At 71.6% G+C, this 15,389-nt stretch carries 8 protein-coding genes and 1 pseudogene; 7 read left to right on the top strand and 2 right to left on the bottom strand.

Annotated elements, in window-relative coordinates; genetic code table 11:
* Positions 1-6: 6 nt before the first annotated feature.
* Positions 7-1,173, bottom strand: coding sequence for a winged helix-turn-helix domain-containing protein (locus BX266_RS13115; RefSeq protein WP_099899564.1), 1,167 nt, complete (start codon positions 1,171-1,173; stop codon positions 7-9).
* A 220-nt stretch (positions 1,174-1,393) separates the two neighbouring features.
* Between BX266_RS13115 and secA the strand changes: the two genes are divergently transcribed.
* Positions 1,394-4,171 carry a preprotein translocase subunit SecA gene (gene secA / locus BX266_RS13110; protein ID WP_099899562.1) on the top strand — a complete coding sequence of 926 codons (2,778 nt, stop codon included), beginning with the start codon at positions 1,394-1,396 and terminating at the stop codon, positions 4,169-4,171.
* Between the two features lie 55 nt (positions 4,172-4,226).
* Here the strand turns inward: secA and BX266_RS13105 are convergent, their stop codons facing one another.
* Positions 4,227-4,784, bottom strand: coding sequence for an Rv3235 family protein (locus tag BX266_RS13105; protein ID WP_099899560.1), 558 nt, complete (start codon positions 4,782-4,784; stop codon positions 4,227-4,229).
* A gap of 263 nt (positions 4,785-5,047) precedes the next feature.
* Between BX266_RS13105 and BX266_RS13095 the strand changes: the two genes are divergently transcribed.
* The 6 genes and pseudogenes from BX266_RS13095 to BX266_RS13070 all read left to right on the top strand — a co-directional run bounded on the left by BX266_RS13095 (position 5,048) and on the right by BX266_RS13070 (position 15,344).
* On the top strand, positions 5,048-5,557 hold the full coding sequence (locus BX266_RS13095; RefSeq protein ID WP_099899558.1) for a DUF6912 family protein: 510 nt from the start codon (positions 5,048-5,050) through the stop codon (positions 5,555-5,557).
* A gap of 164 nt (positions 5,558-5,721) precedes the next feature.
* Positions 5,722-6,906 carry an MFS transporter gene (locus tag BX266_RS13090; protein WP_099899556.1) on the top strand — a complete coding sequence of 395 codons (1,185 nt, stop codon included), beginning with the start codon at positions 5,722-5,724 and terminating at the stop codon, positions 6,904-6,906.
* 32 nt (positions 6,907-6,938) lie between these two features.
* Positions 6,939-7,766, top strand: coding sequence for an aldo/keto reductase (locus tag BX266_RS13085; protein WP_099899554.1), 828 nt, complete (start codon positions 6,939-6,941; stop codon positions 7,764-7,766).
* A 26-nt stretch (positions 7,767-7,792) separates the two neighbouring features.
* Positions 7,793-8,449: an HAD family hydrolase gene (locus BX266_RS13080; RefSeq protein WP_099899552.1), complete on the top strand. Its 657-nt coding sequence runs from the start codon at positions 7,793-7,795 to the stop codon at positions 8,447-8,449.
* Positions 8,450-8,539: 90 nt separating this feature from the next.
* A complete protein-coding gene (locus BX266_RS13075) occupies positions 8,540-10,114 on the top strand; it encodes an aldehyde dehydrogenase family protein (protein ID WP_099907797.1) in 1,575 nt (524 codons plus the stop codon).
* Between the two features lie 293 nt (positions 10,115-10,407).
* A pseudogene (locus BX266_RS13070) lies at positions 10,408-15,344 on the top strand (NAD-glutamate dehydrogenase).
* Positions 15,345-15,389 lie beyond the last annotated feature (45 nt).

The following is a 15,389-nucleotide window of genomic DNA, read 5'->3' as shown; positions in this document are numbered from 1 at the left end:
GCGCTGTCAGCCGAGCAGCTTCTCCAGCTCCGGCCGCAGCGACTCGTCGTCCAGCCGCTCCACCCGCACCGTCGAGCAGCCCACCCACTCCGCGGCCTCGCGCAGCGCCTCGGCCAGCGCCGGGACGAACCGGTCGCCCTCCAGCGAGACCTGACGGGCCACCAGGGCGGTGCCCTCGCGGGCCGGGTCGACCCGGCCGACCAGGCGGCCGGCCGCCAGCAGCGGCATCGCGAAGTACCCGTGCACGCGCTTGTGCTTGGGGGTGTACGCCTCCAGGCGGTGGGTCATGCCGAAGATCCGCTCGGTGCGGGGGCGGTCCCAGATCAGCGAGTCGAACGGGGAGAGCAGGGTGGTGCGGTGGCGGCCGCGCGGCTCGGACTCCAGCGCCGCCGGGTCGGCCCAGGCCGGTGCGGACCAGCCCTCCACCTCGACCGGGACCAGGCCCGACTCCGGGAGCGCGGCGTCCAGTTGGGCGCCCTTGAGGCGGTGGTAGTCCATCAGGTCGGACCGGGTGGCGACGCCGAGCGCGGCCCCGGCCTGGGCGACCAGCCGGACCAGGCACTCGGCGTCCGTCGGGTCCTGCTCGAACAGCTCGCCGGGGACGGCCCGTTCGGCCAGGTCGTAGACCCGCTTCCAGCCGCGGCGCTCGGTGACCACCACGTCGCCGAAGGCCAGCGCCCGCTCCACGGCGATCTTGGTGTCGGACCAGTCCCACCACTCGGCGGTCTTCTTCGCGCCGCCGAGCGCGGTGGACGTCAACGGGCCCTCGGCGCGCAGCTGGTCGATCACCTTGGCGTACGCCTCGGGGGAGACCGGGTGGCCCCACAGGTTGCCCCGGGACCGGTAGGCGCGGCGGCGGAAGGCGAACAGCGGCCACTCCTCGATCGGCAGGATGCAGGCCGCGTGCGACCAGTACTCGAAGGCCGTGCCGCGGCCCCAGTAGGACTGCTCCACCGCGGGCCGGCCGATCGCGCCGAGCCGGGCGTACGGCACCAGTTCGTGCGAGCGGGCCAGCACCGAGATGGTGTCCAGCTGGACGGCGCCGAGCCGGCGCAGCACGCCGCGGGCGCCCGCGCGGCGATCGGGGGAGCCGAGCAGGCCCTGGGCGCGCAGCGCGAGCCGGCGGGCGTGGTCGGCGGAGATCCGGGCGGTCGGGGCAGGGGTCGCAGCCATGGGGCGAGGCTAGGCGAGGGCACTGACAACCGACCGCCGGCGGAGCGCTTTTGACCGATTGGACCCGGCATCGGCCGATGTGCTCCCAGGGGTGACACAGGAATACCGTGCTGACGGACCTCCCGGCCGCTCGGGCTCCTCGCATACGATGGCCCGTACGGTGGGGTGGACTCCCCACCGTCAGTCATCCAGAGCCGATCCAGGCAAGGAGCCCGCTCACGTGTCCGTCTTCGACAAGATCCTGCGCGCAGGCGAGGGCAAGATCCTCCGCAAGCTGCAGCGGATTGCCGCCCAGGTCAACTCGATCGAAGAGGACTTCGTCAACCTCACCGACGAGGAGCTGCGCGCCCTGACCGACGAGTACAAGGCCCGCCTCGCCGACGGTGAGAGCCTTGACGACCTCCTCCCCGAGGCCTTCGCGACCGTTCGCGAGGCCGCCAAGCGGGTGCTCGGCCAGCGCCACTACGACGTCCAGATCATGGGCGGCGCCGCGCTGCACTACGGCCACGTCGCGGAGATGCGCACCGGCGAGGGCAAGACCCTGGTCGGCACCCTGCCTGCGTACCTGAACGCGCTCACCGGCAAGGGCGTGCACCTGATCACCGTCAACGACTACCTCGCCGAGCGCGACTCGGAGTGGATGGGCCGGGTGCACCGCTTCCTGGGCCTGGAGGTCGGCGTGATCCTGGCGAACATGTCGCCGGCCGAGCGCAAGCGCCAGTACGGGATGGACATCACGTACGGCACCAACAACGAGTTCGGCTTCGACTACCTGCGCGACAACATGGCCTGGTCGCAGGACGAACTGGTGCAGCGCGGCCACAACTTCGCGATCGTCGACGAGGTCGACTCGATCCTGATCGACGAGGCCCGCACCCCGCTGATCATCTCGGGCCCGGCCGACCAGGCCACCAAGTGGTACAACGACTTCGCCAAGCTGGTGCAGCGCCTGAAGATCGAGCGCGACTACGAGGTCGACGAGAAGAAGCGCACCGTCGGCATCCTGGAGGAGGGCGTCACCCGGGTCGAGGACTACCTGGGCATCGACAACCTCTACGAGTCGGTGAACACCCCGCTGGTCGGCTTCCTGAACAACGCCATCAAGGCCAAGGAGCTGTACAAGGTCGACAAGGACTACGTCGTCATCAACGGCGAGGTCATGATCGTCGACGAGCACACCGGTCGCATCCTGGCCGGCCGCCGCTACAACGAGGGCATGCACCAGGCGATCGAGGCCAAGGAAGGCGTCGAGGTCCAGAACGAGAACCAGACGCTGGCCACCATCACCCTGCAGAACTTCTTCCGCCTCTACGGCAAGCTGTCCGGCATGACCGGTACCGGCACCACCGAGGCGGCCGAGTTCCACCAGATCTACAAGCTCGGCGTGGTCCCGATCCCGACCAACAAGAGCCCCAAGCGGATCGACCAGCCGGACCTGATCTACAAGTCCGAGCCGGCCAAGTTCGCCGCCGTGGTCGAGGACATCGCCGAGCGCCACGAGAAGGGCCAGCCGGTGCTGGTCGGCACCGTGTCGGTCGAGAAGTCCGAGTACCTGTCGCAGGAGCTGCGCAAGCGCGGCATCCCGCACGAGGTGCTGAACGCCAAGCACCACGAGCGCGAGGCGCAGATCGTCGCCCAGGCGGGCCGCAAGGGTGCCGTCACCGTCGCCACCAACATGGCCGGCCGCGGCACCGACATCATGCTCGGCGGCAACCCCGAGCACCTGGCGGCCGCCGAGCTGGCGCAGCGCGGCATCACTCCGGAGGAGACCCCGGAGGAGTACGAGAGCGCGCTGCCCGCCGCGATGGAGAAGGCCAAGCTCGCGGTCAAGGCGGAGCAGGAGGAGGTGCAGGAGATCGGCGGCCTGTACGTCCTCGGCACCGAGCGCCACGAGTCCCGCCGGATCGACAACCAGCTGCGCGGCCGCTCCGGCCGCCAGGGCGACCCGGGCGAGTCCCGGTTCTACCTCTCGCTCGGCGACGACCTGATGCGCCTGTTCAAGGCCGGCATGGTCGAGCGGGTGCTGTCGATGGCGAACGTCCCGGAGGACGTGCCGATCGAGTCGAAGATGGTGACCCGGGCCATCGCCTCCGCGCAGACCCAGGTCGAGCAGCAGAACTTCGAGATCCGCAAGAACGTCCTCAAGTACGACGAGGTCCTCAACCGCCAGCGCGAGGTCATCTACGGCGAGCGCCGCCGCGTCCTGGAGGGCGAGGACCTGCAGGAGCAGGTCGGCCACTTCATGGACGACACCGTCGCCGCGTACGTCGCCGCCGCCACCGGCGAGGGCTTCGAGGACGACTGGGACCTCGAGAAGCTGTGGACGGCGCTCAAGCAGCTCTACCCCGTCCAGCTCGACCTGGACGAGCTGGAGGAGGAGGCCGCGGACAGCGGCGGCCTCACCCCCGAGCTCCTCACCAAGGCCATCCAGGAGGACATCGCCGCCGCCTACGGCCGCCGCGAGGACCAGCTCGGCGAGCAGATCATGCGCGAGCTGGAGCGCCGCGTCGTCCTCTCGGTGCTGGACCGCCGCTGGCGCGAGCACCTCTACGAGATGGACTACCTGCAGGAGGGCATCGCGCTGCGCGCCTACGCCCAGCGCGACCCGCTGGTCGAGTACCAGCGCGAGGGCTTCGACCTGTTCTCCGCGATGATGGAGGGCATCAAGGAGGAGTCCGTCGGCTACCTGTTCAACCTGGAGGTCCAGGTCGAGCAGCAGGTCGAGGAGGTGCCGGTCCCGGACGACGAGCAGGTGCTGCTCGAGAAGCTGGAGAAGGACGCCGTCCCCGCGGCCCGCCCGGAGATCCGGGCCAAGGGCCTGGAGGCCCCGGAGCGCAAGAAGCTCCACTACACCGCCCCGTCCGACGAGATCGGCGGCGGCGTCATCGAGGGCGAGTTCGACGACGACGGGCTGATCTCCGACGGGGACGGCCTGACCCGCGCCGAGCGCCGCAAGGCCGCCAAGGCCGCGAAGGGCGGCCGTCGCCGCAAGGCCTGACCCGGCCCGGTCCTGACGGGGCGTCACTCCGCTCGGAGTGGCGCCCCGTCGCCGTTCACCGGGTCTCCACCGCGGCGCACTGCCACTGGCCGGTGCGGGTGTGCTGCTCCAGGCGGAACGCCAGCATGTGGTGCCGGGGCCCGAGTTCGACCCGCACGCAGGCCTCCAGCGCGCCCGGCCCGGGCGCCGAGTCGTGCACCCGGCCCAGCCGCGGCCGCAGCACCCGCCCGCGCGGCCGCAGCGGCCCGGAGCGGACCAGCGCCGCGAGCTGGTGGAACCCCGGCAGCGTGGTGTGCCGCTGCAGCTGGTGGACCGGGCGGACCCCGCACAGCACCTCGACCAGGCGGTGCGCGAACCGGGCCGCGAGGTCGGCGTGCCCGGTGCTGGTCGGCGCGGCCGTGCGCGGCCGCCCGGGGGCCTGGGCGGGCGCGCAGCCGGCCCGGGGGTTGCGCGTGGCGCGCACCGCGTCACCCGGCTGGTGGGGATGGCGGACCGGGCGGCGCGCGGCCGGGTGGCCCGGGGCGTGCACCGGGTGCACCAGCGGTCGGATGCGGGGGCCGGGCGTCCGGGTGAGCTGCTCGGTCATCGGGTCCTTCTCGGTGGTGGGGTGCACGGTGTGGTCCTTGGTATCGGCTGGGGCAGGCCCCGCCCAATGCGGCTCCCGGTACGGCGGCCCCGCTGTGCGATTCACCTGTGCGGGTGGCGCTCCCGCCGCGCCAAGGGCGCCGTGTCCCGTCGCCCGGTACGGAGGTTGACGGGGCGTCGGCGGGACGGTGGGCACGTAGGGGGACGTCGGCCGCAACCCGATCGGCGCACCACGGCGGGGCGGGCTGCGTATTCTTGACCCGTCGCAGTGACCGAGGAAGGGTTCCCCCGATGCGCGTGTACGTGCCCACCACGTTGAACGACCTGGCGGTGGCGCACCCCGAGGGCGTCCTGGAGCAGAGCGTCGCCTACGCCGTGACGCCCGCCCTGCGCGAGTGGTACGTCAGCGACGACCTGGAGGAGCTCGAGTACGCCGCCCTCAACCGCGCGGCGCTCTCCTCCGTCCGCCTGCTGGCCGCCGACCCCGAGGCGCCCCGCCGCCGGGTGGTGCTCGCGGTCGAGATCGCCGACAGTGCGGTCTCCGCCTTCCCCGGCGACGAGTACCAGGACCAGGCCTCCCTCGGCCGGGTCGTCCTGGCGGGCCCGATCCGCCTCGCCAAGGCCGCTGCGGTCCACGCCGACGACACCGATCCCGACGTGCTGGCCGACGTCGCCGCCGCGGTCGCCGCGATCGTCGCCGCCGACAACGGCGACCAGGACGCCCAGTTCACCGTGGACGGCGCCGAGGACCACGACCTGCTCTGGTTCGCCACCCAGGAGATCCCCAACCTGCTCGGCTGACCCGCCACCCCCCGAACCCCGCCCGGCTCCGGCCGCGGCGGGGTTTTCGCATGCTCGGGCAGAGGATCGGAGGCGTGTGCAACTGTTGCGTTTGCAAGTGTGTGCGTCTGCAATTATTGTCGAAGCACGTAAGGCGCAATAGCAATCACCTGGAGGGACGCGTCATGCCTCTCGCGCTTCTGGCCCTCGCCATCGGGGCGTTCGGGATCGGGACGACCGAGTTCGTGGTCATGGGCCTGCTGCCCGAGATCGCCGGCGACTTCGGGGTGACGATCCCCACCGCGGGTCTGCTGGTCACGGGGTACGCGATCGGCGTGGTCCTCGGCGCACCGCTGATGACCGCGCTCGGAACGCGGGTCAGCCGCAAGCGGATGCTGATGCTGCTGATGGTGCTGTTCACCGCCGGCAACCTGCTGTCGGCGTTCGCCCCCGGGTTCGGGGCGATGCTGGCCGGGCGGATCGTCGCCTCGATGGCGCACGGCGCGTTCTTCGGGATCGGGTCGGTGGTCGCCGCCGAACTGGTCGCGCCCGACAAGAAGGCCGGTGCGATCGCCACCATGTTCACGGGGCTGACGGTCGCCAACATCGTCGGCGTGCCGCTGGGCACGTTCATCGGGGAGAGCATCGGCTGGCGGGCCACCTTCGCCGCGGTCGCCGTGCTCGGCCTGGTCGGGCTGCTCGGCATCGCCAGGCTGGTGCCCGAGCTGCCCAGGCCCGCGGGCGCGCACCTGCGCCGGGAGCTGGCCGCGTTCCGGAACGTGCAGGTGGTGCTGGCGATGGCCATGACCGTGCTCGGGTTCGGCGGCGTGTTCGCCGCGATCACCTACATCAAGCCGATGATGACGGAGGTCGCCGGGTTCTCGGCGGGTGCGGTCACCTGGCTGCTGGTGCTGCTGGGCGTGGGGATGTTCCTCGGCAACCTGCTGGGCGGCCGGTTCGCCGACCGCCGGCTGATGCCGATGCTGTTCACCACGCTCGGCGCGCTGACCGTGGCGCTCGCCCTGTTCACCGTCACCGCGCACCACCAGGTCGCCGCGGCCGCCACCCTGCTGCTGGTCGGCGCGCTCGGCTTCGCCACCGTGCCGCCGCTGCAGAAGCGCGTCCTGGACCAGGCGCACGGCGCCCCGACGCTGGCCTCGGCCGTCAACATCGGCGCGTTCAACCTCGGCAACGCGCTGGCCGCGTGGCTCGGCGGCGCCGTGATCGGCGCCGGCCTGGGCTGGACCGCCCCGAACTGGGTGGGCGCGCTGATGGCCGGCTCCGCGCTGGTGCTGGCCGTGGTCTCGGCCGCCCTGGAGCGCCGCACGACCGCTCCGGCGCCCGCCCGGATCCCCGTCCCGTCCCACTGATCGACCGTCAACACCTCTACTGGAGAACCGACATGAGCACCACCGTTCCCTCCGTCACGCTGAACAACGGCGTCCGGATGCCGCAGCTCGGCTTCGGCGTCTTCCAGGTCCCGGACCAGGAGACCGCCGCCGCCGTCACCACCGCGCTGGAGGCGGGGTACCGGAGCATCGACACCGCCGCGATCTACGGCAACGAGCGCGGCGTCGGGCAGGCGCTGGCCGCCTCCGGGCTGCCGCGCGAGGAGTTGTTCGTCACCACCAAGCTGTGGAACGCCGACCAGGGCTACGACGCGACCCTCCGGGCGTTCGACGACAGCCTGGACCGGCTCGGGCTGGAGCAGGTCGACCTGTACCTGATCCACTGGCCGGCCCCGGGTCGCGACCGCTACCTCGACTCCTGGCGGGCGATCGAGCGGCTGGCCGCCGAGGGCCGGATCCGGGCGGCGGGCGTCTCCAACTTCCAGCCCGCGCACCTGACCCGGCTGCTGGAGCACAGCGCGCTGGTCCCGGCCGTCAACCAGATCGAACTCCACCCGGCGCTCCAGCAGGCCGAGTTGCGGGCCTTCCACGCCGCGCACGGCATCGCCACCGAGGCGTGGAGCCCGCTCGCCCAGGGCGCCGTCCTCGACGACCCGGCGATCACCGCGATCGCGGAGCGCACCGGCAGGTCCGCCGCCCAGGTCGTGCTGCGCTGGCACCTGCAGCTCGGCAACCTGGTCATCCCCAAGTCGGTCACCCCGGCCCGGATCCGGCAGAACCTCGACGTCCTCGACTTCGCCCTCACCGACGAGGAGCTGGCGGCGATCGCGGCCACCGACCGCGGCCTGCGCACCGGCCCGCACCCGGACGAGCTGGACTGAGGTCCGGCGGCGCATACCCTTGGCGGGTGCGCACACACATAGTCTGGGACTGGAACGGCACGCTGCTGCAGGACATGACAGCGGTGCTGGGGGCGAGCAACGCCGCGTTCGCGACCGTCGGGATCGCGCCGATGACGCTGGAGGAGTACCGGGCGCAGTACGAGATCCCGATCCCGCGGTTCTACGAGCGGCTGCTGGGGCGGATCCCGACGGCGGCGGAGTGGCTGGCGCTGGACGACGCGTTCCACGTCAAGTACCTGGAGCTGTTCCCCGGGTGCGGGCTGACGCCGGGCGTGGAGCAGCTGCTGGCCGGGTGGGCGGCGGGCGGGCGGAGCCAGTCGGTGCTGTCGATGTACGAGCACGAGAAGCTGCTGCCCGCAGTGGACGGGTTCGGGCTGACCTCGCACTTCCTGCGGGTCGACGGCCGGCGCGGCGAGTCCGGCGGCCGCAAGGCCGGGCACCTGGCGGCGCACCTGGAGGCGCTCGGCGGGGAGATCGACCGCGGGCGGACGGTGCTGATCGGGGACGCGGCGGACGACGCCGAGGCGGCCCTGTCGGCGGGCATCAAGTCGGTGCTGTACACCGGGGGTTCGCACACCCGGGAGAAGCTGCTGCCGGTGGGCGTGCCGGTGGTGGACTCGCTCGCCGAGGCGGTCGCGGTGGCGGAGGAACTCGTCCGCTAGGCGTGTCACGGCACGTCAACCGGGGCGGGCGCGTTCACTCTGGGGGGACCAACCGAGCACCACCGTACGGAGTACCTGAGCACCATGCCGATCGATGCGGTCACCAACGTCCCGACTCCCGCCGACGAACCGGCGCGCAGCTACGCGCCGGGCAGTCCGGAACGGGCCCGGCTGGTCCGCAGACTGGACGAACTGGCCGGGCAGCACACGGCGTTCCCGATGATCGTCGGCGGGGAGCGGCGACTCGGCGGCGGCGAGCGGATCGAGCCGGCGCAGCCGCACCACCACGCGGCGAAGCTCGGCGTGCTGGGCAACGCGACCGCCGCCGACGTGCGCGCCGCGGTGGACGCCGCGCTGGCGGCCGCGCCGGAGTGGCGCGCCCTGTCCTTCGACGACCGGGCGGCGGTGTTCCTGCGCGCCGCCGACCTGCTGGCCGGGCCGTGGCGGGAGACGCTGGCGGCGGCCACCATGCTGGCCCAGTCGAAGACAGCGCAGCAGGCGGAGATCGACGCGGTGTGCGGGACGGTCGACCGCTGGCGTTCGGACGTGCACCACGCCCGCCGGCTCCTGGCCGAACAGCCGGTCTCCGGCCCGGGGGTGTGGAACCGCGCCGACCACCGCCCGCTGGAGGGCTTCGTCTGCGCGATCACCCCGTTCGACTCCACCGCGGTCGCCGGCCACCTGGCGACCGCTCCCGCGCTGCTCGGCAACACCGTGGTGTGGAAGCCCGCACCGGGCCAGACGCCGGCCGCGCACTTCCTGATGCTCCTGCTGGAGGAGGCCGGCCTGCCGCCCGGCGTGATCAACCTGGTCACCGGCGACGGGCAGGCGGTGTCCGAGGTGGCGCTCACCCACCCGGCGCTGGCGGGGCTGCACTTCGCCGGCTCCACCGCGGTGTTCCAGCAGCTGTGGCGGGAGATCGGCCTGAACATCGCCCGCTACCGCAGCTTCCCGCGGATCGTCGGCGACACCGGCGGCAAGGACTTCCTGCTCGCCCACCCCTCGGCGGACCCGGCGGCGCTGCGCACCGCGCTGATCCGCGGCGCGTTCGAGTACCAGGGCCAGAAGGGCTCGGCGCTGTCCCGGGCGTACCTGCCGCGCGGCCTGTGGCGGCGGATCAAGGACGACTTCCTCGGCGAGGTGGACGCGCTGACCGTCGGCGACGTCACCGACCTGAGCAACTTCATGGGCGCGCTGATCGACGCCCGGGCGTTCGCGGAGGTCCGCGGCGCGATCGGGCGGGCCGGGGCGGATCCGCAGGTGCAGCTGCTGGCGGGGGGTCAGCACGACGACGCGATCGGCTGGTTCGTCCGGCCGACGGTGCTGCTCGGCGGCGACCGGTACAGCGGCTGCCCGGGCCCGGTGCTGGCCGTACAGGTGTACGACGACACCCGCTGGGAGGAGACCCTGGAGCGGGTCGGCCGGGACGCCGCGGACCGCCCGGCCGGCGCGGTGTTCGCACAGGACCGGCGGGCGATCGCGGGAGCGGTGGAGCGGCTCCGGTTCGCCGCGCGCGACCTGCGGGTCAACGAGGAGTCGTCCGGCACGGACCGGGCGGACTCGGTCGCGAACCTGCTGCGCTGGACGTCCACCCGCTCGATCAAGGAGACGTTCGCCCCGCCGACCGACTACGTCCACCCGCACATGGAGTGGTCACCCGAATGACGGACGGGGCGTTCGAGCGGGTTTGGACAAGGTGTCCAGGAAGGCTCGATCTTCCTGCGGGATTGCTCCTCCGTGTCCCCTGACACCTTCGTTTCGTCAGGTTAGGCTGACTGGCGTCGCCGGTTATCGGTCAGGCAGGCCAAACGTGCTGTCGTACCCGGGCGGAACGCGACTCATGCGTGCCTTGAGCGCTTTTCACCCCTCGTGTACGGGAGGATTGCCGACGGGGCCCGGCGGTGCACCCACAGTCATCACCGAGTCACGCAACGGCGCGCGACAGGAGCCAAACAGCCATGCAGACCAAGCTGGACGCAGCCAAGGCCGACCTGCTCAGGAAAGCAGCAGCAGCCGCTGAGAACAGCCAGGTGGGGGGAGCGGCGCCGGGGGAGGGCCTGAGCAACGGTGCTCTGGCCGCTTACCTGCACCACTACTACCTCCACACGGCGCCCGAGGACGTGATCAGCCGGGACCCGGTCGATCTCTACGGCGCCGCGGCCTCCCACTACCGGCTGGGCCTCAAGCGCCCGCAGGGGACCGCCGAGGTCCGGGTGTCCACCCCGACCGTCGAGGAGAACGGCTGGTCCTGCGGCCACACCGTGGTCGAGGTCGTCACCGACGACATGCCGTTCCTGGTCGACTCGGTCACCAACGAGCTGACCCGCCTGGACCGGGCCATCCACCTGGTCGTGCACCCGCAGCTGGCCGTGCGCCGCGACATCACCGGCAAGCTGCTGGAGATCCTCGACGTCGACGCCTGCAACCGCGCGCAGGCCGCCGGCGCCGAGTGGCCCGCGGACGCCGTGGTCGAGTCCTGGATGCACATCGAGATCGACCGCGAGACCGACCGCGAGGACCTCCGCACCATCGAGGCCAACCTGCGCCGGGTGCTGGGCGACGTCCGCGAGGTCGTCGAGGACTGGTCGAAGATGCGCGACTCCGCGCTCCGACTGGCCGACGAACTCGCCGAGGAGCCCCCGCGCACCTGCCCGAGCAGGAGGTCGGCGAGGCCTGGGAGCTGATGCGCTGGCTCGCCGACGACCACTTCACCTTCCTCGGCTACCGCGAGTACGACCTGGTCGAGCACCAGGGCGAGGAGGTGCTGAAGGCGGTCGCCGGGACCGGCCTCGGCATCCTGCGGGCCGACCCGCTGAGCCACGACACCGACCACCACCCGGTCTCCGAGGCGTTCGGCCGGCTCTCCGCCCCGGTCCGCGCCAAGGCGCACGAGAAGAAGCTGCTGGTCCTCACCAAGGCCAACAGCCGGGCCACCGTGCACCGCCCCGCGTACCTCGACTACGTCGGCGTGAAGAAGTTCAACGCGGCCGGCGAGCCGGTCGGCGAGCGCCGCTTCCTCGGCCTGTTCTCCTCCGCCGCCTACACCGAGTCGGTCACCCGGATCCCGGTGGTGCGCCGCAAGGTGCAGGAGGTGCTGGCCGCCGCGGGCTTCTCCGGCGACAGCCACGACGGGCGCGACCTGCTCCAGATCATGGAGACCTTCCCGCGCGACGAGATGTTCCAGACCGCCGCCGAGGAACTGCAGTCCATCGCCACCAGCGTGCTGTACCTGCAGGAGCGCCGCCGGCTGCGCCTGTTCCTCCGTCAGGACGACTACGGCCGCTACTACTCGGCGTACGTCTACCTGCCGCGCGACCGCTACACCACCCGCATCCGGCTCGCCCTGATGGACATCCTCAAGGACGAGCTGAACGGCGACACCATCGACTACACGGTGTACGCCACCGAGTCGGTCCTGACCCGCCTGCACTTCGTGGTCCGGGTCGCCCCCGGCACCGAGCTGCCGCAGCTGTCCGACTCCGACATCGAGCGGATCGAGAACCGGCTGGCCGACGCCGCCCGGTTCTGGATGGACGGCTTCAACGACCAGCTGGGCACCGAGTTCGGCGAGGAGAAGGCCGCCGAACTCTCGCACAAGTACGCCAACGCCTTCCCCGACGGCTACCGCGCCGACTTCCCGCCGCGGACCGCCGTCGCCGACCTCAAGCAGATCGAATCGCTCGCCGGCGAGGGCGACTTCCGGCTCAACCTGTACCAGCCGGTCGGCGCCGGCGACGACGAGCGCCGCTTCAAGATCTACCGGGTCGGCGGCCCGATCTCGCTCACCGAGGTGCTGCCGGTCCTGCAGCGCCTGGGCGTCGAGGTGCTCGACGAGCACCCCTACGCGCTGCGCCGCACCGACGGCAGCACCGCCTGGGTGGTCGACTTCGGCCTGAAGCTGCGCGAGGGCACCGACCTCACCGAGGAGGACCGCGAGCGCTTCCAGGACACCTTCTCCGCCACCTGGCTCGGCCAGGCGGAGAACGACGGCTTCAACGAGCTGGTCCTCACCGCCAAGCTGACCTGGCGTCAGGCCATGGTGCTGCGCGCGTACGCCAAGTACCTGCGGCAGGCGGGCTCCACGTTCTCCCAGGACTACATGGAGGACGCGCTCCGCAACAACACCCACACCACCCGGCTGCTGATCAACCTGTTCGAGGCGCGGCTGTCGCCCAGCCACCGCTCCGGCGCCGAGGAACTCTCCGAGGCCATCCTGGAGGAGCTGTCCGGGGCCCTCGACGAGGTCGCCTCGCTGGACGAGGACCGCATCCTGCGCTCCTTCCTGCACCTGATCACGGCCACCCTGCGGACCAACTTCTTCCAGCACGACAGCGAGGGCCACTGGCACTCGTACGTGTCGATGAAGTTCGACCCGAAGGCCATCCCGGACCTGCCCGCGCCGCGCCCCGCCTTCGAGATCTGGGTGTACTCGCCCCGGGTCGAGGGCGTCCACCTGCGCTTCGGCAAGGTCGCCCGCGGCGGCCTGCGCTGGTCCGACCGGCGCGAGGACTTCCGCACCGAGATCCTCGGCCTGGTCAAGGCCCAGATGGTCAAGAACACCGTGATCGTGCCGGTCGGCGCCAAGGGCGGCTTCGTCGCCAAGCAGCTGCCCGACCCGGCGGTCGACCGGGACGCCTGGCTGGCCGAGGGCATCGCCTCGTACAAGACCTTCATCTCGGCGCTGCTCGACATCACCGACAACCTGGTGGCCGGCGAGGTCGTGCACCCGCTGGACGTGGTCCGGCACGACGAGGACGACACCTACCTGGTGGTCGCCGCCGACAAGGGCACCGCGACCTTCTCCGACATCGCCAACGGCGTGGCCGAGTCGTACGGCTTCTGGCTCGGCGACGCGTTCGCCTCCGGCGGCTCGGCCGGCTACGACCACAAGGGCATGGGCATCACCGCCCGCGGTGCCTGGGAGTCCGTCAAGCGGAACTTCCGCGAGCTCGGCGTCGACACCCAGTCCGAGGACTTCACCGTCGTCGGCATCGGCGACATGTCCGGCGACGTGTTCGGCAACGGCATGCTGCTGTCCGAGCACATCCGGCTGGTCGCCGCCTTCGACCACCGGCACATCTTCCTCGACCCGAACCCGGACGCGGCCGTCTCGCACGCCGAGCGCCGCCGGCTGTTCGACCTGCCGCGCAGCTCCTGGGACGACTACGACAAGTCGCTGATCTCCGCGGGCGGCGGCGTGTTCCCGCGCTCCGCCAAGTCCATCGCGCTCTCCGCGCAGGTCCGCGAGCGGCTCGGCGTCGACGCCGCCAAGCTCACCCCCGCCGAGCTGATGAAGGCGATCCTGCAGGCCCCCGTCGACCTGTTCTGGAACGGCGGCATCGGCACCTACATCAAGGCCGCCACCGAGACCAACGCCGAGGTCGGCGACAAGGCCAACGACGCCATCCGGGTCAACGGCGGCGACGTCCGGGCCCGGGTGGTCGGCGAGGGCGGCAACCTCGGCTGCACCCAGCTCGGCCGGATCGAGTTCGCCTCCACCGGCGGCCCGCAGGGCACCGGCGGCTGGATCAACACCGACGCCATCGACAACTCCGCCGGCGTGGACACCTCCGACCACGAGGTGAACATCAAGATCCTGCTCAACCAGGTCGTGGCGGACGGCGACATGACGGTCAAGCAGCGCAACGCGCTGCTCGCCGCGATGACCGACGAGGTCGGCCACCTGGTGCTGCGCAACAACTACGCGCAGAACGTGGTGCTCGCCAACGCCGTCGCGCAGGCCGCCAGCATGGTCAACGTGCACTCCCGCATGATCAACCGGCTGGAGGCCAACGGGCAGCTCGACCGGGCGCTGGAGTACCTGCCCACCGAGAAGCAGATCCGCGACCGCCAGCAGGCCGGCCGCGGCCTGTCCCAGCCCGAGCTCTCGGTGCTGCTCGCCTACACCAAGATCACCCTGGCCGACGAGCTGCTCGCCACCGAACTGCCCGACGACCCGTACTTCCGGGACGTGCTGCACCAGTACTTCCCCAGCGCGCTGCGGGCCAAGTTCGCCGAGCAGATCGACAACCACCCGCTGCGCCGCGAGATCATCACCACCCTGATCGTCAACGACACGATCAACCGCGGCGGCTGCACCTTCGCGTTCCGGCTCCGCGAGGAGACCGGCGCGACCATGGAGGAGATCGCCCGCACCCACGCCGCCGCCCGCGCGGTGTTCGGCCTGGAGCAGATCTGGGACCTCGTCGAGAACCTCGACAACCAGGTCGCCGCCCGGGTCCAGACCAAGATGCGGCTGCACTCCCGCCGCCTGGTCGAGCGCGCCACCCGGTGGATGCTGAACAACCGTCAGCCGCTGGACATCGCCGGCACCATCGAGTTCTTCCACGACCGGGTCAACCAGGTCTGGGACTCGCTGCCCAAGCCGCTGCGCGGCGAGGACCTCGCCTGGTACGAGTCGGTGTACCAGGAGCTCTCCGGGGCCGGCGTCCCCGACGAGCTGGCCACCCGGATCGCCGGCCTGTCCTCCGCGTTCCCGACCCTCGACATCGTCGGCGTCGCGGACCGCTCGGACGCCGACGTGATGGAGGTCGCCGAGCTGTACTACGACCTCGGCGACCGCCTGCAGATCAGCCACCTGCTGGACCGGATCATCGAACTGCCGCGCACCGACCGGTGGTCCTCGATGGCCCGCGCCGCGATCCGCGAGGACCTGTTCGCCGCGCACGCCGCACTCACCGCCGACGTGCTCGCCGCCGGGCCCGCCGGGTCCAGCCCCGAGGAGCGCTACTCCGCCTGGGCCGACCTCAACAGCACCCTGCTCAGCCGGGCCCGCACCACCCTCGACGACATAAGGGGTTCGGACCACTACGAGCTGTCCAGCCTCTCCGTCGCCATGCGGGTGATCCGCACCCTGCTGCGCAACGGCCGCTGACACGACAGACCCCGAAGGGGCCCGGGCATCCCGCCCGGGCCCCTT

Origin of the sequence: Streptomyces sp. TLI_171 (assembly GCF_003610255.1) — a bacterium.
In the GTDB taxonomy this organism is placed as follows: domain Bacteria; phylum Actinomycetota; class Actinomycetes; order Streptomycetales; family Streptomycetaceae; genus Kitasatospora.
This window is presented reverse-complemented; position numbering and strand designations above follow the sequence as displayed.